This window comes from Methylobacterium longum (assembly GCF_022179385.1).
Classification (GTDB): Bacteria; Pseudomonadota; Alphaproteobacteria; order Rhizobiales; family Beijerinckiaceae; genus Methylobacterium; species Methylobacterium longum.
In genome coordinates, this window is record NZ_BPQS01000006.1 from 146,599 (window position 1) to 166,077 (window position 19,479).

Consider the following 19,479-nt stretch of genomic DNA (forward strand, 5'->3'; position numbering starts at 1 on the left):
GAGATCCTCATCGCACCGGCTTCCTGTTCCAGACGCCGTCCTCCCGCATCATGTTCATCAGCAATCCCTCGCGCAGCCCCCGGTCGGCGATGCGCAGGCGCTCGGCCGGGAACGCCCGGCGGATCGCCTCCAGGATCGCACAGCCCGCGAGCACGAGATCGGCCCGGTCCCGGCCGATGCAGGGATTGTCGGCCCGTTGTTCGAGGCGGGTGTCGAGCAGATCGTCGATCGCGGTCCCGACCTCGCCGTCCGTCATCCACAGACCGTCGACCCGGCGGCGCTCGTAGCGCGCCAGCCGCAGGTGCATCGCGGCGATCGTCGTGACGGTGCCGGACGTCCCGAGCAGGTGGAAGCGCGGCGCCGTCGCGGCGGCGGCGGCGCGGAGCGCGAAGGCGGACAGCTTCTCGGCCACCTCCTCCACCATGCCCTCGAACATCCGGCGCGTGACCTCGGCGCCGCCGTGGCGCTCGGCGAGGGTGACCACGCCGACCGGAAGCGAATCCCACGCCCGGATCCGCAGGGTGGGGTCGGTGGACGGGTTGGCGGCCGCGCCGTCGAGCCACGCGATCTCGGTGGAGCCGCCGCCGATGTCGAAGATCACGACCGATTCCGCCAGCGGGTCCGCGAGGGCCGCGCAGCCCGTGACGGCGAGATAGGCCTCGGTCTGGCGATCCACGATCTCGAGGTCCAGACCGACGCCGCGTCGGACGCGCTCGACGAAGGCCTCCCCGTTCACGGCCAGGCGGCAGGCTTCCGTGGCGATCACCTTGGCCCGCTGCACCCCGCGGGCCTGCATCTTGGTCCGGCAGATCCGCAGCGCCTCGACGGTCCGTTCGATCGCCGCCTCGCTCAGGCGGTCCGAGGTCCCGAGGCCCTCGCCGAGGCGGACGATGCGGGAGAACGCGTCGATCACCCGGAAGCCGCTGAACGTCGGCTCGGCGATCAGCAGGCGGCAATTGTTGGTGCCCAGATCGAGCGCTCCGTAGGCCGCCCGACGGCGATCGCGGCCCGGCGGGGGGGCTGGCGCGTGGAGCGGCGCGGCGCCGGTCTGGGGTCGGGACGGCGCGGCCGCGGCGGTCTCGTCCCTCATCGGCGCGGCCGTCGATCCTTCGGGTCGGCCGGGAGCGTCGCGCTCGGCCTTGATTGATCTGTGACCCTACAGGCTCGGCGGGGAACTGCAACGTCCGATCGCAGCCCCGATCAAGCCACCGCCTTCATGGCGCTGGCGCGCCGCGGGATGGGGCGCAGGAGACTTTTGACCTGCGAGTAGGGGCGGGGCCGGTTGATCACCTCGTCCAGGCGAGACCACAGGGTCTTGGGCGAAAACGGCTTGGCGATGACCTCGTTGACGCCGAGCGCCACGGCCCGGTCCACGACGTTCCGGCGCGGCTGGGCCAGCATCAGGATGATCGGGATGGTGGGGCAGGGGGACGTCGTCGGCGTGCGCGCGAGCCGGATGAATTCCTCGCCCGACAGAATCGAGAGGTCCCAGTCGATGATGCTGATATCGGGCTTGCTCTCTGCCAGGACGCCGAGGGCTTCGGCTCCGTCCGGAGCCTCGAGGACGCGCTTGATCCCGACGCGCATCAGCATGTCGCGCACGATTCGGCGAATGTAGAGGCTCTCGTCGACGACGAGGGCGGAGAGATCGGGAAAGGTCGGAGTTGCGATCATAAAGCGGCCGGCCTTACAGGACGTCCACCAAGCTAGCCGGACAGCGTTTGCGTTTCGCTAACGTCCTCGTTCGAATGAGAAAGACCTGAACGCCCGCGTCCAGACGCCCCCGTTGTTTGCCGCAAGAAAGTAACGAAACGGGCGCGTTTGGGCCAAGAAGGTCCTTGCGGTCAAGGCCCGATTGCGTCAGGACTGGGGCGTTATTCTTGGTTACCGCGACCTGGGGTAATGATAGTGCGGGGCGTGGGCTGTCTGGGATGGCGCGCACGCGGTATTCGAGACAAGGGCGGCGGACGGTTTTTGCGAGCTTTCTATGGGACGTGGTCGTGATTTCAGGGGGCCGCAGAAGCGCGGCTTCGACGAGAGTGGCGAGCCGAGATGGCCTGATCAAGCTCCCCCCAGCGGCGGTTTCGGCGGCGGGTACGGTGGTGGTGGCGGCGGCGGTTTCGGCGGCGGTGGCAGCGGTGGCGGCTTCGGTGGGGGCGGCTTCGACCGCGGCCCGGCCCGGGGTGCGGCGCCGGTCGCGACCGGCCCGGAGCGTGATGCCACCGTCAAGTGGTTCAACAAGGAGAAAGGCTTCGGCTTCGTCGAGCTCGGTGACGGCTCGGGTGATGCCTTCCTCCACATCCGCGCCGTCGAGGCAGCCGGTCACGCCGATCTCCTTCCGGGCACCCGCCTGTCGGTGACCACGGCTCAGGGCCAGAAGGGCCCGCAGGTGACGAGCGTCACCAGCGTCGACACGTCAACGGCCGAGGCGCCCGCGCCCCGGCGTGAACTGCGACCGCGGACTGGTGGCTACGGAGCCGGCGGTGGCGGCGGCTACGGAGCCGGCGGCGGTGGCGGCTACGGAGCCGGCGGCGGCGGTGGCTACGGTGGGGGTGGTGGCGGCGGCGGTGGCCGATTCGCGAGCGGCCCCTCCGTGGAGATGAGCGGCACCGTGAAGTGGTACGATCCCGCCAAGGGCTTCGGCTTCGTCTCGGTGAACGACGGCGGCAAGGACGTGTTCGTCCACCGTTCGGCCCTGTCGCGGGCCGGGCTCGAGTCCCTCGCCGAAGGCCAGCAGGTCACCCTGGCCGTGGTTGAGGGTCAGAAGGGCCGCGAGGCTCAGAGCATCAACGTCGAAGATTGAGAGCGACGCGGCGGCCGCCGAGCCGCCGCGATCCGGGAAACACTGCAGGGCGGCGGCTCCGACGGGACCGCCGCCTTTGCCGTTTGAGGTCAACGATGCATTGTGCTCTGCTGCCGATTCTTCTGATCCTGATCACTGGAAACGCGCGGGCGGAAGACTTCACGGGCTTCTATGCAGGTCTCAACGCCGGCTACGGCTGGGGGCGGGACCACCACGGCCCCGTAACAACCCCCGATGCCCGCAGGGTGATCGACGAACGCAGTGCCGGGCCCGGCCTGCCTCCGAGCGCTTCGGAGGCGTCCGCTTCGGTTCGCGGACCCGAACGGATCGGTGCAAAGACGCGTCCGGGGCGCTGATCGGGCACGGACCAGGGCCGGGCCTGCGCGGGAAGCACGGGCTTCTCGGGAGTCGGCGTCCGCGCGGGCAGGGTTCCGGCATCGCACCGGCTCGCCCGCGCGCCCATCGCGATGCGCGCTGCACGGCGTCTTCGAGTTCCGCCTAAACGCTTCCGCACACACTGGAATCGTTCCGGAACATAGCCGTTGCGCCCCGGCCGCGGCCGCTGCTAGGTCGCGGCATGGGCTCACGGAATCGAGAGGCCGCGCCATGAGCGCCCGTGTGATGCCGACCTTGGCCGGTCGACTGGCCGTGGCGGGCCGCGTGATCCTGGCGGCCCTCGGCGGCTACGGCGTCGCCGCCCTCGCGACCGGGTTTCTCGCGCTGGTCCTCCCGGGCCCCAAGGCCGAGGCCGTCTCCGCGGCGACGCTCCTGAGCTTCGCCATCATGGCTGCCGCGGCGATCTGGGTCTTTGCGGCGCGAACGCTCACCACCGCGGCCCTGGCCCTCAGCGTCGTGGCCGCCGTGCTGACCGCAGCCCTGTGGCTCGCGGGCGGCCTGAATGGCGGAGCCGCCGCTTGAGCCGATCGGGAAGCTTCCGCCAATCGATGGCGTGGCTGCACACGTGGTCGGGCCTCGTCGTCGGATGGGTGCTGTTCGCGATCTTCGTGACCGGCACCGCCAGCTATTGTCGCTCCGACATCTCGCGCTGGATGCGGCCTGAACTGGTGGAAACGTCGGTCGATCCCGCGGCGGCCGCGACCCGGGCGGGTGCGTACCTGCGCAAGACGGTACCGGACGCCATGGGCTGGTCCGTCCGCCCGCCCACGACCGAGAACCCCACCGTCGAAGTCTACTGGTGGCGTGACCCGGCGGGCCCGTTCCAGAGGGCTCTTCTCGACCCGTCCACCGGCGAGCTGTCGCGGGCGCGTGATACCGGCGGTGGCGACTTCCTCTATCGCTTCCATTTCGAATTGAGCCTGCCGCCGCTGGCGGGCCGCTGGATTGTCTCGGCCTGCGCGATGATCCTGCTGATCGCGCTGATCTCCGGAGTCGTGACGCACCGGCGCATCTTCGTGGATTTCTTCACCTTCCGGCGCGACCGCTCGATGCAGCGCGGCTGGCTCGATGCCCACAATGTGGCGGGGGTGCTCTCGCTGCCGTTCCACCTGATGATCGTCTACACAGGCCTCGTCACCCTCTCGTCGATGCTGATGCCGTGGGGGATCAAGACGGCCTACGGCGACGATGTCCTCCGCTACTACGCGGAGGCCGGGATCATGTCGCCGGGTCGCCCGCCGGAAGGGCGGCCCGGCACGCCGCTGCCCCTGGGCGCCATTCTGTCGCGGGCGCAGGCGGCCGCCGGCGAAGTGCCGGAGGTGCTGCTGGTCTCCCAGCCCGGCGATGCGGGGGCGACGGTGACGGCGTATTTCGAGGAGCCGCACGGGCTCGCGCATCTTCATCCGCAGATCGTCTACGCGGCCGATACCGGTATCGAGATCGGGCGCGTGGGCGAGGCCGGCGCGGCGACCCGCACGGGCGCCGTCATGGTCGGTCTGCACGAGGCCCACTTCGCGGCGGCGCCGCTGCGCCTGCTCTTCTTCCTCTGCGGCGCCCTCGGCGCGGCGACGGTGGCCAGCGGTCTCATCCTCTGGGCCGTGGCGCGAGCACCGAAGGGGGCCGATCCGGCCGGCTTCGGTTTGCGCGCGGTGCGGATCCTCAATCTCGGCACCATCGCGGGCCTTCCGATCGGCCTCGCGGCCTACTTCCTGGCCAATCGCCTGCTGCCCCTCGGCCTCAATGCCCGCGCCGCCTGGGAGATGGGATGCTTCTTCGCAGCCTGGGCCTGCGCGGGCGCGGGCGCCGCTCTCTGGCCACACGGCAGGGCCTGGACGGCAACGCTGTCGATCGCCGCGCTCGCCTTCCTGGCGATCCCCGTCGTCGACGCCGTGATGGTCGGCCAACCGCGCTTCGTCGGGTTCGACGCGGTGATGGCGATCCTGGGCCTGATCCTCCTGCTGGCCGCCCGGCTGGCCGCGCGCCGCCGTGCGGATGCGCCGCGCAGGACCGCGCGCGCCCTCCAGACCACGGCTAGAGCATGACGGTCGCCGCGCTCGCCCTTTGCCTGCTCCTCGGCTTTTCGGCTTTCTCGTCCCTGGCGCTCAGCCTGGATCGCCATCACCGGGCCGCCTTCCGCACGCCGGTTCCCAAGCGGCGGGCCGGCGGGCTGCGGGCCGCGGGCTGGGCGGGACTTGCCCTGTCCTTCGCGGCCGCCGTCGCCGCGGGGGGCTGGAATTTCGGGCCCGTGCAATGGATCGGATCGCTCACCGGCTCGGCGCTCCTGGTGGTGGCGCTGATGGCCTATCAGCCGGGCTGGCTGCGGATTGCTGCCCTGACGGCGCTACCGCTCGCCGTGCTGATGCTGCCGCTCGTGCTGACGGGCTGAAACCGCAGACGCCGCGGCGCGCGCGGTCACGGCCAGCATCTCGACACGCCGGGCCATCCGCGCGATTTGTCTTCACGCGTCGAATCGATGTCGAATCTGTCCGGAGCGACGGCCCTACGCCTCGGCCGCACCGCCGAATGTGTCCCCTCGCGGCATCGGCCGGAAGGGCGTAGGATCCCTACTCTCGCGCACTGGCCAAAAGTCCATCTTGATTCGGCAGGCCAAAAGCCATTGGCTGTGACCAGAGCAGAACACGGCGCGGCCCGACGAAGTGGCCGCCCGTAAACAAGCTGACGCCCAAGAGCCGCGGTTCGCGAGGCCGGGCCCCAAGGAGGAAACCAAGCCATGAACAAGCCGGAATTCCTCGGCGACGCCAAGGTCAAGTCGCCCTTCTCGGCGCGCTACGAGAACTTCATCGGCGGACAGTGGGTGGCCCCCGCGGCCGGCCGCTACTTCGAGAACACCTCGCCGATCACCGGCAAGGTGATCTGCGAGGTCGCCCGCTCGGACGCGCAGGATGTCGAGAAGGCGCTGGACGCCGCCCACGCGGCCAAGGAAGCCTGGGGCCGCACCGCTCCGGCCGAGCGCGCCCGCATCCTCCTCAAGATGGCCGACCGGATGGAGGAGAACCTCGATCTGATCGCGCTGGCCGAGACCTGGGACAACGGCAAGCCGATCCGCGAGACGACGAACGCCGACATCCCGCTCGCCATCGACCATTTCCGCTACTTCGCCGGCTGCGTGCGGGCGCAGGAAGGCTCGATCTCCGAGATCGACCACGACACGGTCGCCTACCACTTCCACGAGCCGCTCGGCGTCGTCGGCCAGATCATCCCGTGGAACTTCCCGATCCTGATGGCGGTGTGGAAGCTCGCCCCGGCGCTCGCCGCCGGCAACTGCGTGGTCCTGAAGCCCGCCGAGCAGACCCCGGCTTCCGTGCTGGTGCTGATGGAGATCGTCGGCGACCTGCTGCCGCCGGGCGTGCTCAACGTGATCAACGGGTTCGGCCTGGAGGCTGGCAAGCCGCTCGCCTCCTCGCCCCGGATCGCCAAGATCGCCTTCACGGGTGAGACGACTACCGGCCGCCTCATCATGCAGTACGCCTCGCAGAACCTGATCCCCGTGACGCTGGAACTCGGCGGCAAGTCGCCGAACATCTTCTTCGCCGACGTGGCCAACGAGGACGACGACTTCTTCGACAAGGCCCTTGAGGGCTTCACGATGTTCGCCCTCAACCAGGGCGAGGTCTGCACCTGCCCGAGCCGCGCCCTCGTGCACGAGTCGATCTACGACCGCTTCATGGAGCGGGCCGTGAAGCGCGTCGAGGCGATCACCCAGGGCTCGCCGCTGGACCCCGCCACGATGATCGGCGCCCAGGCCTCGGGCGAGCAGATGGAGAAGATCCTCAGCTACATCGACATCGGCCGGCAGGAGGGCGCGCAGCTGCTCACCGGCGGCGAGCGCAACGTCAAGGACGGCGAGTTCGCCGAGGGCTTCTACGTGAAGCCGACCGTGTTCCGCGGCCACAACAAGATGCGCATCTTCCAGGAGGAGATCTTCGGCCCCGTCCTGTCGGTCACGACCTTCAAGGACGACGCCGAGGCGCTCTCGATCGCCAACGACACGCTCTACGGCCTCGGCGCCGGCGTCTGGACCCGCGACGGGACCCGCGCCTACCGCTTCGGTCGGGCGATCCAGGCCGGCCGCGTCTGGACGAACTGCTACCACGCCTATCCGGCCCACGCGGCCTTCGGGGGCTACAAGCAGTCCGGCATCGGCCGCGAGACCCACAAGATGATGCTCGATCACTACCAGCAGACCAAGAACATGCTGGTCAGCTACTCGGCCAAGAAGCTCGGGTTCTTCTGAGCCTCTTCCCGGGTTAACCCCCCGAGACAACTTCAGCCCCGGCCGAAAGGTCGGGGCTTTTTCGCTCGGAGGAGCCGTCACTCGCGGCCGAAGCCGTAGCCGCGACGGGTGCGTCGGCGATCGAGCCCGGCGCCACGGGCCGGCATCGCCGCTGACGCTCGGTACGTCGTCGAGCGGCCAGTCCCCGCCGACCACGCCCGTCGGGTTGTCGGGCGTGACGTCGGGGTTTCCGGCGATACGCCACCGTGCTGGAGGAAGAGCGGTTGTGCCCGGGGCTGGACCCGCAGGCTCAGCGGCTCCGATGCGGCCGGTCCTGCAAGGCGGATCGGCGCGAGAGCGAGGCAGGCGGCAGAGCGGCTGTGCGGCATGGCAGTCTCTCCGGGCCGCCCGGCTGAGCCTCGGACCGATCAGACGGCAACGCGCGCGGCGGCGATGTAGAACCATCGTGCATCTTCGCCGGCCGCCGCGCATAGTCAGGTCTCGACAGTGGAGGATGGCATGGGTGCAAACATGACGATCGACGCCGACACGGCCGAACAGGTCGGTGCCGACGGCACGCCCCTGCGGGTCACGGCAACCCCGGCGGCGCTGGCGCTGATCGACGAGTTGCGCGGCGAGTACGGTGCGGTGATGTTCCACCAGTCCGGCGGCTGCTGCGACGGATCCTCCCCGATGTGCTACCCGGTCGGTGATTTCGTCATCGGCGACGGGGACGTCCGTCTCGGGACGGTCGGTGGCGCCGACTTCTTCATCAGCCGGTCGCAGTTCGAGGTCTGGAAGCACACGCATCTGCTGCTGGACGTGGTTCCAGGGCGCGGCGGCATGTTCTCGCTGGAGAACGGGCGCGAGAAGCGCTTCCACATTCGCTCACGCCTGTTCTCCGAGGCCGAGAATCAGGCCCTGGCGGGAGCGTGCAAGCTCTGAGGGGAGGGCAGCGATGGCGACCGTCAAGCTCTGGAGCGATGCCGAGGCGGAGGCCGATCCGCGCGTCAGCGCGGTCTTCGCCGACATCCGCGCCACCCGCGGTTCTGACTTCATCAACAACTTCTGGCGCGGTCTCGCTCACGATGCCGGGTTGCTGGAGCGGACTTGGACCACGCTCAAGACCGTCATGGGCCCGGGGACGCTCGATCCGCTGACCAAGGAACTCGTCTATATCGCGGTCTCGATTGCCAACGGCTGCCCGTACTGCATCCACTCGCACACGGCCGCCGCGCGGACGAAGGGCTTGACGGCTGCGCAGCACGGAGAGTTCCTGGCGGTGGTCGGTATGGCGAACCAGACGAACGCGCTGGTCAATGGCCTGCAGATCCCCATCGATTCCGCCTTCAGGGTGGAGGATACGCCATGAGTTCCGGGTCAGACGCGCGGGGGTTCCGGGTGGTGCACGAGAGTGCGCCGTTCCGCGGCAAGCAGGGGCATGTCTACAGGCCGGCGATCTCCGCCGAGTCCGTGGCCTCCCGGGCGCTGCACATGCAGCTGCTGGAGATCCCGCCGGGCGAGCGCGCGCATGCGCACAAACACGAATCGCACGAGACCGCGATCTACGTCCTGTCGGGCATCTCCGGCTGCTTCTGGGGCGAGCGCTTGGAAAATCATGCGATCGCGGGGGCCGGGGAGTTCGTCTACATCGCCGCGGACGTGCCGCATCTGCCCTACAACCGCAGTGAGACCGAGCCGGTGACGGCCGTGATTGCCCGGACCGATCCGAACGAGCAGGAGAGCGTCGTTCTCCTGCCAGACCTCGAGGCCGGCGTCGACTGGTCGAAGGCCGAGGCCTGAAGGATCAGCGCTGCTCGATCCGCTCGTTGGCGAGGCGCTCGGCACGGGTGCGCTCATCCGCCGAGAGGCCCGACAGCGTCTGGTCGAGCCACGCGTCCGACAGCCCCTGACCTGCGGCCGCGAGATTCCAGGCTGCCGCCTCCACGGTGTTCTTCGCGACCCCACGGCCGACCGCGTAGAGACGGGCGACGCGGTTCTGCGCGATCGCGTTGCCGCGGGAGGCCGCGTGAAGGAAGTAGCGCGCCGCCGCGCGCTCGTCCTTGGTGACGCCGTTCCCGTTGAACAGCAGGATCGCGTACTCGACTTCGCTGGCGAGATCGCCGTTGTCGGCGCCCCGCCGGAACCATTCCGCCGCCTTGACCGGGTCCTTCGGAACGCCGCGCCCCTGAAGATAGAGCACTCCGAGATCGTGCTGCGCCGCGCCGATCTCGGCCTCGGCGGCCTTGCGGAACTGCGTGGCCGCCGCGGCCTCGTCCGCGGCGGCGCCGCTGCCGATCAGGATCAAGCCAAGATTGTAGGCGGCCGTGGGTGAGCCGTGGCCGGTCGCCTGTTCCAGCCAGCGGCGTCCGGCCTTGGCGTCCTTGGCCATCCCGCGCCCGTCGAGGGCCATCAGGCCCAGCGACGACATGGCGGCCGCATCGTTCTGCGCCGCGGCGAGCCGGTACCACTCGGCCGCCTTGACGGCGTTCTGCTTCACGCCGAGGCCCTGGTTGTAGAGTTCGCCGAGCAGCGTCATCGCGGGCGCATCCTTGGGATTCGCCTCGATGCGCTTTGTCGCCTCCCGGAAGGCGGTGACGTACTGGCCGCGCTGATAGGCCCCGTAGGCCAGATCCGGCGGTTGCCCGTTAGCTGGCGGAACGGCGCCCCGCGTGTAGTTGGGCGTGTAGGGGCTCGGCAGTTCAGGCAACGGCTTCTTGCCGGGCTGGACGGCGGCGCCGGCCGTCGCGGGCACGGGATTCCTGGCCGGATCGGGGGGACCGGGGGCCGCCCAAGCCGGCATCGTCAGGGCGCAGGCGACGGCCACGCCCCACAGCGGACGAAGCACGCGTCCCCTCACGCGCCAGCCTCCCGGGCGATTTGAAGGGCCCGGGCAACGATGCCCGGATCCTGCAACCAGAGGCCGCTCTCCAGGCCGACGAACTCCGCGCCGGTTTCACAGAGCCCGGCGATCTCGTCGGCATTCGCGGCGACGGCGACGCACGGCGTCTCGAAGATCTCGGCCCACCAAGTCGCGCGCGCGCGGACCGTCTCCGGATCCGGCGCGATGCCGTCCGGGTAGAGGCCGCCGAACATCAGGTAATCGATCCCCGATTCGCCGGCCTCCATGGCGCCGTGCTTGGTCTCGAGGCCGCCCGCACCCAGGATGCGCCCGTCCGGCAACCGGCCGCGCAGGTCCTTGAGGTCGCGCGGCTTGTCGACGTGAATGCCGTCGGCGCCGCCGCGGACCGCCACCGAGGCGAGATCCCCGGTGAAACCCGGACAGGCCACGACCAGCGCAGCGCCGTGGTCCTGCGCCACCGGCGCGATCTGCTTGATGCGAGCGGTGAGGCTCCGGTCGTCGGCCGGCGCGAGCCGCAGGATCAAAGCCGCGACGTCGCCGGCTCCGCAGGCGGCCCGCAAGGCCGCCAAGAACTCGTCGAGGCCGGCCGCGTCGAGGCCGTGCGGCCCGAGCAGGGTGAGACGCGCGCTGGTGCTCATCGGACCTGCGGCGCCCGCGTCAGCGGGCACCGATCTTCGGATCGAGGGCGCCGCTGGCGTAGCGCTTGGCCATCTCGGCCACGGAGATCGGGCGGATCTTCGCGCCCTGGCCGGCGGTGTTGAACTCCTCGAAGCGCTGCTTGCAGAGCTTGGTCATCGCCTCCATGGCGGGCTTCAGGTACTTGCGCGGATCGAACTCGGACGGGTTCTCCGTGAGTACCTTCCGGATCTGGCCGGTCATCGCCATGCGGTTGTCGGTGTCGATGTTGATCTTGCGCACGCCGTGCTTGATGCCGCGCTGGATCTCCTCGACCGGCACGCCCCAGGTCGGCTTCATCTGACCGCCGTACTGGTTGATGATGTCCTGAAGGTCCTGGGGGACCGAGGAGGAGCCGTGCATGACGAGGTGCGTCGTCGGCAGGCGGCGGTGGATCTCCTCGATCACGTTCATCGCCAGCACCTCGCCGTCGGGCTTGCGGGTGAACTTGTAGGCGCCGTGGCTCGTGCCCATGGCAACCGCCAGAGCATCGACCTTGGTGGCCTCGACGAACTTCACGGCTTCGTCCGGATCGGTCAGCAGCTGGTCGTGGCTCAGCGTGCCCTCGGCGCCGTGACCGTCCTCGGCCTCGCCCTGGCCGCTCTCCAGGGACCCCAGCACGCCCAGCTCACCTTCGACCGACACGCCGGCCCAATGGGCCATCTTCGTGACGTTGCGGGTGATCTCGACGTTGTAGTTATAGTCGGCCGGGGTCTTGCCGTCGGCCTTGAGCGATCCGTCCATCATCACCGACGTGAAGCCGTACTGGATCGCGGTGGCGCAGGTGGCTTCGTTGTTGCCGTGGTCGAGATGCATGCAGACGGGGATGTGCGGGTAGATTTCGACGAGACCGTCGATCAGCTTGGCCAGCACCACGTCGTTGGCGTAGGCCCGGGCGCCGCGGCTGGCCTGCAGGATCACCGGCGAGTCGGTGGCGTCGGCGGCCGCCATGATGGCCAGCCCCTGCTCCATATTGTTCAGGTTGAAGGCGGGCACGCCGTATTCGTGCTCGGCGGCGTGGTCGAGGAGTTGCCGGAGAGTGATGCGTGCCATCGTGCCTGTCTTCCCGTTTGCCGTATCGTTATCCGTCCGATCGCCGATGGCGACGGTAATCTAATCGGTCTCGCCTTCCAGGCTGGCGAGCAGCGCCTCCGCGTCGACGACGCGGACATCGCGCCCCGCAACCGAAGGGCGCTCCGTCGTGAGCAAGGCACGCGCCCTGCTCGGGCCCACCGCCACGGCCGCCTCGACGCGCTCCCCTGTCTCCGTCCGCGACCGAACGATCGTCACCTGCGGCCCCCCGGGCAGCCCGATCTCCGAAGCCTCGCCCATCGACTACGGCACTGACCGGCGGAACCCAAGACCCAGATAGGTGACCACCCGGGGCCTTGAAGAGCCCGCGATCACCGCGCAGTCCTTCGCCCTTAGACCTTCGCCCTCAGCTCTGGGCCCGCAACGCCTCGACACCCGGGAGGGCCTTGCCCTCCAACCATTCGAGGAAAGCCCCGCCCGCGGTCGACACGTAGGTGAACTCGTCCGCCACGCCCGCGTGGTTGAGGGCCGCGACGGTGTCGCCGCCACCGGCCACCGAGACGAGGCGACCGTCCTTCGTGCGCGCCGCGGCGTGCCGGGCGGCCGCTACGGTCGCGGCGTCGAACGGGGCGAGTTCGAAAGCGCCCAGAGGGCCGTTCCAGACCAGCGTCTTCGCACCGTCGATGGCCGCGTTGATCTCGGCGACCGACTGCGGACCCGCATCGAGGATCATGCTGGAATCCGGAACCGCGTCGACCGGCACGGTCTCGTGCGTCGCGTGGGCCTTGAACTCGGCGGCCGCCACGGCATCGACCGGCAGGATGATCCGGCAGCCGGCCCGTTCGGCCGCCGCCAGGATCCGGGTTGCGGTCTCGGCGAGATCCTTCTCGCAGAGGGACTTGCCCACCGACTTACCTTGCGCGTGCAGGAAGGTGTTGGCCATGCCGCCGCCGATCACCAGCATGTCGACCTTGGCGACGAGGTTCTCCAGGAGGTCGATCTTGGACGAGACCTTGGCGCCGCCCACGAGGGCGATCACCGGACGCTGCGGCGATTCCAGGCCCTTCGTCAGGGCCTCGAGTTCGGCCTGCATCTCACGCCCGGCATAGGCGGGCAGGCGGTGGGCCAGTCCTTCCGTGGAGGCATGGGCCCGGTGGGCCGCCGAGAAGGCCTCGTTGACGTAGACATCGCCGTTCGCCGCCAGCGCGTCGGAGAAGGCCGCGTCGTTCTTCTCCTCGCCGGCATGGAAGCGGGTGTTCTCCAGGAGCAGCACGTCGCCGTCCCGGAGGGCCGCGACCGCCCTGGCGGCCTCGTCGCCGACGCAGTCGGGCGCGAAGGCGACGGTACGGCCGAGGGCGCTGCCCAGGGCCGGGACCACCGGTTCCAGCGAGTCCTTCGGCTCACGCTTTCCCTTGGGCCGGCCGAAATGCGCCAGCAGGATCACCTTCGCGCCCTGCTCGGCGATCTCGCGGATCGTCGGGACGACACGATCGATGCGGGTGGCGTCGGTGACCCGGCCGTTCTCCATCGGCACGTTCAGGTCGACGCGCAGGAGGACCCGGCGGCCCTTCAGGGATCCGGCGTCGTCGAGGGTGCGGAAGGCGCTCATGCGGTGCTGTCGAGGTCCTGTGAAGGTCGAAGGATCTTACTGGGTCGTCGTGCCGATCGCGGCCCGCTGCGGCAGCAGGCGATCGAGGTTCAGCCGCTGCACCGCGACCATCAGCACGACGGTCAGGACGGCGGTGATGACGGCAGTCAGGACCAGCGCACCGGTGCTGGGCAGGCGGCGCGTGCGCTCGGAGAGGCCGCGCATCTCCGTCCGCAGGGCCGCCAGGTCGGATTGACGGGCCGCCTCATTCATCCGGTTCGACGCGTTCTCGACCTTGTCTTCGACGCGCGAGAGCAGCGACTCGGAGCGAGCGTACTTGTCTTCGATGCGCGAGCACTTGTCCTCAATGCGCGCAAGCTGATCGAAGAAGTAGTTGGTCGTGAGTGTCTGGGACGATCCAGCGATGACGGGCTCGCCCATCGTGCCGGGCGGGGCGGGAGCCGGTCTCGGCGCGGGCGGCACGCCAGCCGAACCGCTCGACATGCCCTGCGGTGCGTCGGTCATCCCTGGAGGATCCCTGGTTCGAGGAAAGGTCGTCCGATGGAGCGTGGCCCGCCGCCCCGTCCCAGGGGCAGCGGGCCTCGTCGATCACATGAGCTTGGCCATCGCCACGGCCGTGTCGGCCATGCGGTTCGAGAAGCCCCACTCGTTGTCGTACCAGGAGAGGATGCGCACGAAGGTCCCATCCATGACCTTGGTCTGGTCGAGGTGGAAGGTGGACGAGTGCGGATCGTGGTTGAAGTCGATCGACACGTTCGGCCGGTCGGTGACGCCCAGGACGCCCTTCAGCGGGCCCGCGGCGGCGGCCTTGATGGCGTCGTTGATCTCCTTCACCGAGGTGGCGCGCTTGGCCGTGAAGACGAGGTCCACCGCCGAGACGTTCGGGGTCGGCACGCGGATCGCGGTTCCGTCGAGCTTGCCCTTGAGCTCCGGCAGCACGAGGCCGACCGCCTTCGCGGCGCCCGTCGAGGTCGGGATCATCGAGAGGGCAGCGGCGCGGCCGCGGTAGAGGTCCTTGTGCATCTGGTCCAGCGACGGCTGGTCGTTGGTGTAGGAGTGGATCGTGGTCATGAAACCGCGCTCGATGCCCACGGCCTCGTCCAGGACCTTCGCCACCGGCGCGAGGCAGTTCGTGGTGCAGGAGGCGTTCGACACAACGAGGTGCTCGCCCGTCAGCTTGTCGTGGTTGACGCCGTAGACCACCGTCAGGTCGGCGCCGTCGGCCGGCGCGGAGACGAGGACGCGCTTGGCGCCGGCATCGATGTGGGCCTTCGCCTTGTCCTTCGAGGTGAAGATGCCGGTGCATTCCAGCGCGATGTCGACGCCGAGGTCGCGGTGCGGCAGCTCGGCGGGATTGCGCACGGCCGTGACCTTGATGCGCTTGCCGTTCACCACCAGGAACTCGCCGTCGACCGCGACCTCGCCGGGGAATCGGCCATGGACGGAATCGTAGCGGAGGAGGTGGGCGTTGGTCTCCACCGGTCCGAGATCATTGATCGCCACGACTTCGATGTCGCTGCGGCCCGCTTCCGCGATCGCGCGCAGGACGTTCCGGCCGATGCGTCCGAACCCGTTGATGGCTACCTTCGTCACGGCGTCACTCCTTCCTGATGCGGCTCAGCGCGCGCCGGCCCCGCGGAAACGGAGCGGTCTCGGCGGCCCGCCAGCAAGCCGGGCGGTCTGGGCGGGCGGGTTTGAACCTGCGATGAACCGGGCCGGGAGAGGCCGGGCTTCGTCGCCCATGGCCGTCGGATCGGACGGCGCGGCTGAGGCCTCGGGACTGTCGCGGACCGGCCATTCGGCATGTCTCGTGCGGCCCCTCTCGGGAGCGCGCGGCTGTCTAACATGGCGCCTTCACCTGTCAAACGCGAGACCGTGACAAAGACCTTCGATCCACCGACCAATAAACAGGTTCGCGCGTTTCCATCATCCGATCCCAGGGATCCCGGCATCGGATGCCATTTCGGGCTGGAAATCCGGCGGCATTCGACGGAAAGCTACCCGTCGCAGCGGACGTACAGCCATGGCCGACGAGACAGATCCCAGCGCCATCGACGAAGCCCTCGCGCGCCTCGATGCGGCGGTGAACCGCCTGGACGCCGTCGTGACGCGTCGGCTCGAGGCCGCGGCACAGCCGGACGGCCGCGACGCGGAACTCGCCCTGATGGACGAGGATCGCGCCCGCCTCGCCGCCGCCCTGGACGCCGCGAGCGCGCGCCTCGCCGAGGTCACGGCCACGACCGGCGAGGTCGGCCAGCGGCTCGACCGGGCGATCGAGACCGTTCAAGATGTGCTTCATCGCGCCTGATCGGCATGTCCTGACAACCGGAGCGCCCGTCGGAGCCCCCCTTGCCGCAGATCAACGTCACCATCGACGGCCGCCTCTACCGCATGGCCTGCGGGGCGGGAGAGGAGGCTCACCTGACGGGCCTTGCCGAGACCCTGGACGGCCGCATCGGCGAGATGCGCAAGAGCTTCGGGGAAATCGGCGACATGCGCCTGCAGGTGATGGCGGCGCTGACCATCGCGGACGAGCTGGCGGAACTGCGGGGGCGGCTCGCCGGGCTGGAGGCGAACGTCACGGAGCTTCGCGCCGCCGCGGAGGCTGCGGAGCGCGCGCGAGCCGACGACGCCGGACGAGCGGCAGCCGGCATCGGGCGCGCCGCCGAGCGGATCGGCAAGCTGGCTGAGGCCCTCGGCGGACCGGCCTCCCGCGGCTGAGGATCGGGGCCGGGCCATTCTCGCCGGGCCGCGCATCCGCCGGATGGCCGTCGACCCGCCGGACGGTCGCTCCGCGCCGATCGAAGGCGCCGCGTAACCGCTATCCGGTCTCGGCGATGTAGCGCCCGAGCGCGGCGGCCGCGCGGAGCATATGGGCGCGCATGCGCCGGGCCGCTGTCTCGCCGTCGCCTTCGGCGATCGCCGTCAGGATGTCGCCGTGCTCCTCGCGGGAGCGGCGGATCCGGTCGGCGTGGCGCAGCTGCGTCCTGCGGAAGGCTGCGAGCCGCTCCCGGATCGCCAGGGCCTGCTCGGCCATGAAGGCGTTGTGGGTACCCGCGTAGAGCGCCTCGTGGAAAGTCCGGTTGAACCGGTCGTAGGCGTCGAGGTCGCCGGCCTCCACGGCTTCGGCCGACTCCTCGTGGAGCTCCATGAGCCCGCCCCGTTCGAGGGGCGTCATCCGATAGGTGGCGAGGCGGGTGCACATCGCCTCGATCTCGGCGGTGGTCTCGAACATGTCGGCGATGCGCTGCGGCGTCAGCCGCACCACCACGACACCGCGCCGGGGCCGGATCTCCACGAGGCCCGAAGCCGCAAGCTGCCGCAGCGCCTCCCGCACCGGCGTGCGGGAGGCGCCGTAGCGCTGCGCGAGGTTCTGCTCGTCGAGGGCGGTACCGGCCGCGATGGTCCCCGACGCAATGGCGTCCGTGAGCGCGTCGCGGATCCGGTCCGACAACAATCCGCTGTCGATCTTCTGGAAATCACCGTGCATCCGACCCTCCTAGACCATACCGCGCGGCGGCCGCCATTCGTCTGGGCAGACGATGCAGGCATACACCCTCATCCGTCGGGCCGGACACTCAGCCGACGAGGGCCCGCGCCGTCGCGACCAAGACCGAGGGGCCGACGGGATAGCCGGTGCCCGTGTGGAAGGCGGCCGTCGGCGCGTCGCAGGACACCCGCGTCAAAGCGGTCGCCGCAAGCCCCCCGGGCGACGCCGCTTACCCTCCCCATCAGGCCGCCACACGCCCCGGCGCAACGCGGAGTGTCGAGCCCGATCAGCCGCGCCACCGGGGGCGGACCGGCCACCGCGGCGACCGCCTCGACCGATCGGGCCGCCGACGCCACCGATATCGGCCTTCACGCCGAGGGCGATGCCGAGAGGATCACGGGGACCCACGCCGATCAGCGTGCGGGCCGCGGGCTGGGCGACACCCCGGACGACCATCGGCGTTGACCCTCGTGCGGCACCGGCGACGCGGCATCGACGGCGCACGCGGTGGCGCGCGCATGGCGGGGAGCCCCGGATCGTTTCAACCGCCGCACCGAGTATGCAGTATATGAACAGATCGGCAATCGCGCATACCGAACAACGGTCTCAGGTGCTTTCATAATACTGGCACGCGCGTTATGTGATGAGCAGCATACCAACCGGGGGTCGGCAGATGACGGAGTGGCGGGGCGAACGGCAGGCACGGGATGCCCGTATCGCGGCCGGCCGCATCCACGCGGCCGGCAAGATCGTACCGGCCACCGCCGCGGTCGACCTGCTGGAAGCGATCCTGCGGCCCGGTGATCGGGTCTGCCTCGAAGGGGACAATCAGAAGCAGGCGGACTGCCTCGCCCGGGCGCTGAGCGCCTGCGATCCCGAGAAGATCCACGATCTCCACATGGTCCAGTCGGGCATCGTGCTGCCGGAGCACCTCGACGTGTTCGAGACCGGCATCGCGCGCCGGCTCGACTACTCCTATTCCGGGCCCCAGGGCGCGCGCATCGCCCGGATGCTCTACGGCGGCCAGATCGAACTCGGGGCGGTGCATACCTACCTCGAGCTGTTCGCCCGCTACTTCGTCGACCTGACGCCGAACGTGGCGCTGATCGCGGGCGTCTCGGCCGATCGGGACGGCAACCTGTACACGGGGCCGAACACCGAGGACACGCCCACGGTGGTCGAGGCGACCGCCTTCAAGAACGGTGTGGTCGTCGCGCAGGTGAACGAGATCGTGGAGACGGTCCCGCGGGTCGACATCCCGGGCGACCGGATCGATTTCGTGGTGAAGGCCGACAGGCCGTTCTACGTCGAACCGCTGTTCACCCGCGATCCGGCGGCGATGACCGAGACCCAGATCCTGATCGCCATGATGGCGATCAAGGGGATCTACGCGGAGTACGGCATCCGCCGTCTGAATCACGGCATTGGTTTCGGGACGGCCGCCATCGAACTGCTGCTGCCGACCTACGGGGAGAAGCTCGGCCTCAAGGGCAAGATCGCGACGCACTGGGCCCTCAATCCGCACCCGACCCTGATCCCCGCGATCGAGTCGGGCTGGGTCAAGCAGGTCCACTGCTTCGGTTCGGAAGTCGGCATGGACCGCTACATCCGCGAGCGGCCCGACATCTTCTTCACCGGCGCGGACGGTAGCCTGCGCTCGAACAGGGCCTTCTGCCAGACCGCCGGGCTCTACGCCTGCGACATGTTCATCGGCGCGACGCTCCAGATCGACCTGATGGGCCATTCGTCCACGATCACGCAGTCGCGGGTCGCCGGCTTCGGCGGGGCGCCCAACATGGGCTCGGATCCGCACGGCCGGCGCCACCCCACCGACGCCTGGATGAAGGCGGGGCGCGAAGGGCAGATCGTCGGCGATCCGGCGCTGATGCGCGGGCGCAAGCTGGTGGTCCAACTGGTCGAGACCTTCGGCGACAAGCTGGTCCCCACCTTCGTGGAGACGCTGGATGCGCTGGAGCTGGCGAGAAAGATCGGGCTCGAACTTGCACCCGTCATGATCTACGCCGACGACGTCACCCACATCGTCACCGAGGAGGGCATCGCCAACCTCCTCCTGTGCCGCGATGCCGACGAGCGCGAGCAGGCGATCCGGGGCGTGGCCGGCTACACCGAGGTCGGCCGCGGCCGCGACCGGGCCAAGGTCGAGGCTCTGCGGGCCCGCGGCGTCATCCGCCGTCCGGAGGATCTCGGGATCGAGCCGCTCGACGCCGATCGGGCGCTGCTGGCCGCGAAGTCGATCAAGGATCTCGTCCACTGGTCCGGGGGGCTCTACGAGCCGCCGGCTCGCTTTCGGAACTGGTAGGTTGGATCACAACAGTTCCCCTCTCCGCGCGGTGAGGGGCCTTCAAGGAATCGTCGG

Annotated in this window: 23 protein-coding genes; 12 read left to right on the plus strand and 11 right to left on the minus strand. The window is 69.6% G+C overall.

Annotated elements, in window-relative coordinates:
* Positions 1-7: 7 nt before the first annotated feature.
* The gene (locus MFF58_RS07870; protein ID WP_238286465.1) at positions 8-1,090 is read right to left on the minus strand and encodes a Ppx/GppA phosphatase family protein; all 1,083 of its coding nucleotides are present in this window, start codon (positions 1,088-1,090) and stop codon (positions 8-10) included.
* Positions 1,091-1,200: 110 nt separating this feature from the next.
* Positions 1,201-1,674, minus strand: coding sequence for a response regulator (locus tag MFF58_RS07875; RefSeq protein WP_238286466.1), 474 nt, complete (start codon positions 1,672-1,674; stop codon positions 1,201-1,203).
* 313 nt (positions 1,675-1,987) lie between these two features.
* Between MFF58_RS07875 and MFF58_RS32235 the strand changes: the two genes are divergently transcribed.
* The 8 genes from MFF58_RS32235 to MFF58_RS07920 all read left to right on the plus strand — a co-directional run bounded on the left by MFF58_RS32235 (position 1,988) and on the right by MFF58_RS07920 (position 9,236).
* Positions 1,988-2,803, plus strand: coding sequence for a cold-shock protein (locus MFF58_RS32235; RefSeq protein ID WP_279603116.1), 816 nt, complete (start codon positions 1,988-1,990; stop codon positions 2,801-2,803).
* A gap of 606 nt (positions 2,804-3,409) precedes the next feature.
* Positions 3,410-3,721 carry an iron transporter gene (locus tag MFF58_RS07890; protein WP_238286467.1) on the plus strand — a complete coding sequence of 104 codons (312 nt, stop codon included), beginning with the start codon at positions 3,410-3,412 and terminating at the stop codon, positions 3,719-3,721.
* Positions 3,718-5,241, plus strand: a complete 1,524-nt coding sequence (locus tag MFF58_RS07895; RefSeq protein ID WP_308445424.1) for a PepSY-associated TM helix domain-containing protein — start codon at positions 3,718-3,720, stop codon at positions 5,239-5,241. The genes MFF58_RS07890 and MFF58_RS07895 overlap by 4 nt, the downstream gene beginning before the upstream one ends.
* The gene (locus MFF58_RS07900; protein ID WP_238286468.1) at positions 5,238-5,585 is read left to right on the plus strand and encodes a DUF3325 domain-containing protein; all 348 of its coding nucleotides are present in this window, start codon (positions 5,238-5,240) and stop codon (positions 5,583-5,585) included. Before MFF58_RS07895 ends, MFF58_RS07900 begins: the two co-directional genes overlap by 4 nt.
* 345 nt (positions 5,586-5,930) lie before the next feature.
* Complete coding sequence (adh, locus tag MFF58_RS07905; protein WP_238286469.1) at positions 5,931-7,454, plus strand: aldehyde dehydrogenase; 1,524 nt, start codon at positions 5,931-5,933, stop codon at positions 7,452-7,454.
* Between the two features lie 498 nt (positions 7,455-7,952).
* On the plus strand, positions 7,953-8,378 hold the full coding sequence (locus tag MFF58_RS07910) for a DUF779 domain-containing protein (protein ID WP_238286470.1): 426 nt from the start codon (positions 7,953-7,955) through the stop codon (positions 8,376-8,378).
* Positions 8,379-8,391: 13 nt separating this feature from the next.
* Positions 8,392-8,805 (plus strand): carboxymuconolactone decarboxylase family protein, encoded by a 414-nt coding sequence (locus tag MFF58_RS07915; protein ID WP_238286471.1) that lies wholly within the window; start codon positions 8,392-8,394, stop codon positions 8,803-8,805.
* Positions 8,802-9,236 carry a cupin domain-containing protein gene (locus MFF58_RS07920; protein WP_238286472.1) on the plus strand — a complete coding sequence of 145 codons (435 nt, stop codon included), beginning with the start codon at positions 8,802-8,804 and terminating at the stop codon, positions 9,234-9,236. Before MFF58_RS07915 ends, MFF58_RS07920 begins: the two co-directional genes overlap by 4 nt.
* Positions 9,237-9,240: 4 nt before the next feature.
* On the opposite strand, the gene MFF58_RS07925 is transcribed toward MFF58_RS07920, so the two are convergent.
* The 7 genes from MFF58_RS07925 to gap all read right to left on the minus strand — a co-directional run bounded on the left by MFF58_RS07925 (position 9,241) and on the right by gap (position 15,205).
* On the minus strand, positions 9,241-10,236 hold the full coding sequence (locus MFF58_RS07925) for a sel1 repeat family protein (RefSeq protein WP_238286597.1): 996 nt from the start codon (positions 10,234-10,236) through the stop codon (positions 9,241-9,243).
* A gap of 53 nt (positions 10,237-10,289) precedes the next feature.
* A complete protein-coding gene (locus MFF58_RS07930) occupies positions 10,290-10,934 on the minus strand; it encodes a thiamine phosphate synthase (protein WP_238286474.1) in 645 nt (214 codons plus the stop codon).
* A gap of 19 nt (positions 10,935-10,953) precedes the next feature.
* Positions 10,954-12,024 (minus strand): class II fructose-bisphosphate aldolase, encoded by a 1,071-nt coding sequence (fba, locus tag MFF58_RS07935; protein WP_238286475.1) that lies wholly within the window; start codon positions 12,022-12,024, stop codon positions 10,954-10,956.
* 60 nt (positions 12,025-12,084) lie between these two features.
* Positions 12,085-12,303 (minus strand): hypothetical protein, encoded by a 219-nt coding sequence (locus tag MFF58_RS07940; protein WP_238286476.1) that lies wholly within the window; start codon positions 12,301-12,303, stop codon positions 12,085-12,087.
* A gap of 106 nt (positions 12,304-12,409) precedes the next feature.
* Entirely contained in the window at positions 12,410-13,612 is a 1,203-nt protein-coding gene (locus MFF58_RS07945; RefSeq protein WP_238286477.1) for a phosphoglycerate kinase, read from the minus strand.
* A gap of 36 nt (positions 13,613-13,648) precedes the next feature.
* Positions 13,649-14,116, minus strand: coding sequence for a hypothetical protein (locus MFF58_RS07950; protein ID WP_238286478.1), 468 nt, complete (start codon positions 14,114-14,116; stop codon positions 13,649-13,651).
* Positions 14,117-14,200: 84 nt separating this feature from the next.
* Entirely contained in the window at positions 14,201-15,205 is a 1,005-nt protein-coding gene (gene gap, locus MFF58_RS07955) for a type I glyceraldehyde-3-phosphate dehydrogenase (protein WP_238286479.1), read from the minus strand.
* 430 nt (positions 15,206-15,635) lie between these two features.
* Between gap and MFF58_RS07960 the strand changes: the two genes are divergently transcribed.
* Together MFF58_RS07960 and MFF58_RS07965 are read left to right on the plus strand one after the other, a co-directional pair.
* Complete coding sequence (locus MFF58_RS07960) at positions 15,636-15,920, plus strand: DUF4164 family protein (protein WP_238286480.1); 285 nt, start codon at positions 15,636-15,638, stop codon at positions 15,918-15,920.
* A 41-nt stretch (positions 15,921-15,961) separates the two neighbouring features.
* Entirely contained in the window at positions 15,962-16,333 is a 372-nt protein-coding gene (locus MFF58_RS07965; RefSeq protein ID WP_238286482.1) for a cell division protein ZapA, read from the plus strand.
* 100 nt (positions 16,334-16,433) lie between these two features.
* On the opposite strand, the gene MFF58_RS07970 is transcribed toward MFF58_RS07965, so the two are convergent.
* Positions 16,434-17,102, minus strand: a complete 669-nt coding sequence (locus tag MFF58_RS07970; RefSeq protein WP_238286484.1) for a GntR family transcriptional regulator — start codon at positions 17,100-17,102, stop codon at positions 16,434-16,436.
* A 68-nt stretch (positions 17,103-17,170) separates the two neighbouring features.
* On the minus strand, positions 17,171-17,458 hold the full coding sequence (locus MFF58_RS32550) for a hypothetical protein (protein WP_353959781.1): 288 nt from the start codon (positions 17,456-17,458) through the stop codon (positions 17,171-17,173).
* Here MFF58_RS32550 and MFF58_RS07975 point away from each other — a divergent pair.
* Entirely contained in the window at positions 17,376-17,567 is a 192-nt protein-coding gene (locus tag MFF58_RS07975) for a hypothetical protein (protein ID WP_238286486.1), read from the plus strand. The genes MFF58_RS32550 and MFF58_RS07975 overlap by 83 nt on opposite strands.
* A gap of 208 nt (positions 17,568-17,775) precedes the next feature.
* Positions 17,776-19,422 carry a malonate decarboxylase subunit alpha gene (gene mdcA / locus MFF58_RS07980; protein ID WP_238286488.1) on the plus strand — a complete coding sequence of 549 codons (1,647 nt, stop codon included), beginning with the start codon at positions 17,776-17,778 and terminating at the stop codon, positions 19,420-19,422.
* Positions 19,423-19,479: the final 57 nt, after the last annotated feature.

What these genes read in the sequence shown, in the direction of transcription:
- MFF58_RS07910 (WP_238286470.1), top strand. Translation starts at nt 7,953, where the DNA reads ATGGGTGCAAACATGACGATCGACGCCGACACGGCCGAACAGGTCGGT.
- mdcA (WP_238286488.1), top strand. Translation starts at nt 17,776, where the DNA reads ATGACGGAGTGGCGGGGCGAACGGCAGGCACGGGATGCCCGTATCGCG.
- MFF58_RS07925 (WP_238286597.1), bottom strand. Translation starts at nt 10,236, where the DNA reads ATGCCGGCTTGGGCGGCCCCCGGTCCCCCCGATCCGGCCAGGAATCCC.
- MFF58_RS07920 (WP_238286472.1), top strand. Translation starts at nt 8,802, where the DNA reads ATGAGTTCCGGGTCAGACGCGCGGGGGTTCCGGGTGGTGCACGAGAGT.
- MFF58_RS07945 (WP_238286477.1), bottom strand. Translation starts at nt 13,612, where the DNA reads ATGAGCGCCTTCCGCACCCTCGACGACGCCGGATCCCTGAAGGGCCGC.
- MFF58_RS07915 (WP_238286471.1), top strand. Translation starts at nt 8,392, where the DNA reads ATGGCGACCGTCAAGCTCTGGAGCGATGCCGAGGCGGAGGCCGATCCG.
- MFF58_RS32235 (WP_279603116.1), top strand. Translation starts at nt 1,988, where the DNA reads ATGGGACGTGGTCGTGATTTCAGGGGGCCGCAGAAGCGCGGCTTCGAC.
- MFF58_RS07930 (WP_238286474.1), bottom strand. Translation starts at nt 10,934, where the DNA reads ATGAGCACCAGCGCGCGTCTCACCCTGCTCGGGCCGCACGGCCTCGAC.
- MFF58_RS07970 (WP_238286484.1), bottom strand. Translation starts at nt 17,102, where the DNA reads ATGCACGGTGATTTCCAGAAGATCGACAGCGGATTGTTGTCGGACCGG.
- MFF58_RS07960 (WP_238286480.1), top strand. Translation starts at nt 15,636, where the DNA reads ATGGCCGACGAGACAGATCCCAGCGCCATCGACGAAGCCCTCGCGCGC.
- fba (WP_238286475.1), bottom strand. Translation starts at nt 12,024, where the DNA reads ATGGCACGCATCACTCTCCGGCAACTCCTCGACCACGCCGCCGAGCAC.
- MFF58_RS07875 (WP_238286466.1), bottom strand. Translation starts at nt 1,674, where the DNA reads ATGATCGCAACTCCGACCTTTCCCGATCTCTCCGCCCTCGTCGTCGAC.
- MFF58_RS07890 (WP_238286467.1), top strand. Translation starts at nt 3,410, where the DNA reads ATGAGCGCCCGTGTGATGCCGACCTTGGCCGGTCGACTGGCCGTGGCG.
- MFF58_RS07900 (WP_238286468.1), top strand. Translation starts at nt 5,238, where the DNA reads ATGACGGTCGCCGCGCTCGCCCTTTGCCTGCTCCTCGGCTTTTCGGCT.
- adh (WP_238286469.1), top strand. Translation starts at nt 5,931, where the DNA reads ATGAACAAGCCGGAATTCCTCGGCGACGCCAAGGTCAAGTCGCCCTTC.
- MFF58_RS07870 (WP_238286465.1), bottom strand. Translation starts at nt 1,090, where the DNA reads ATGAGGGACGAGACCGCCGCGGCCGCGCCGTCCCGACCCCAGACCGGC.
- MFF58_RS07940 (WP_238286476.1), bottom strand. Translation starts at nt 12,303, where the DNA reads ATGGGCGAGGCTTCGGAGATCGGGCTGCCCGGGGGGCCGCAGGTGACG.
- MFF58_RS07950 (WP_238286478.1), bottom strand. Translation starts at nt 14,116, where the DNA reads ATGACCGACGCACCGCAGGGCATGTCGAGCGGTTCGGCTGGCGTGCCG.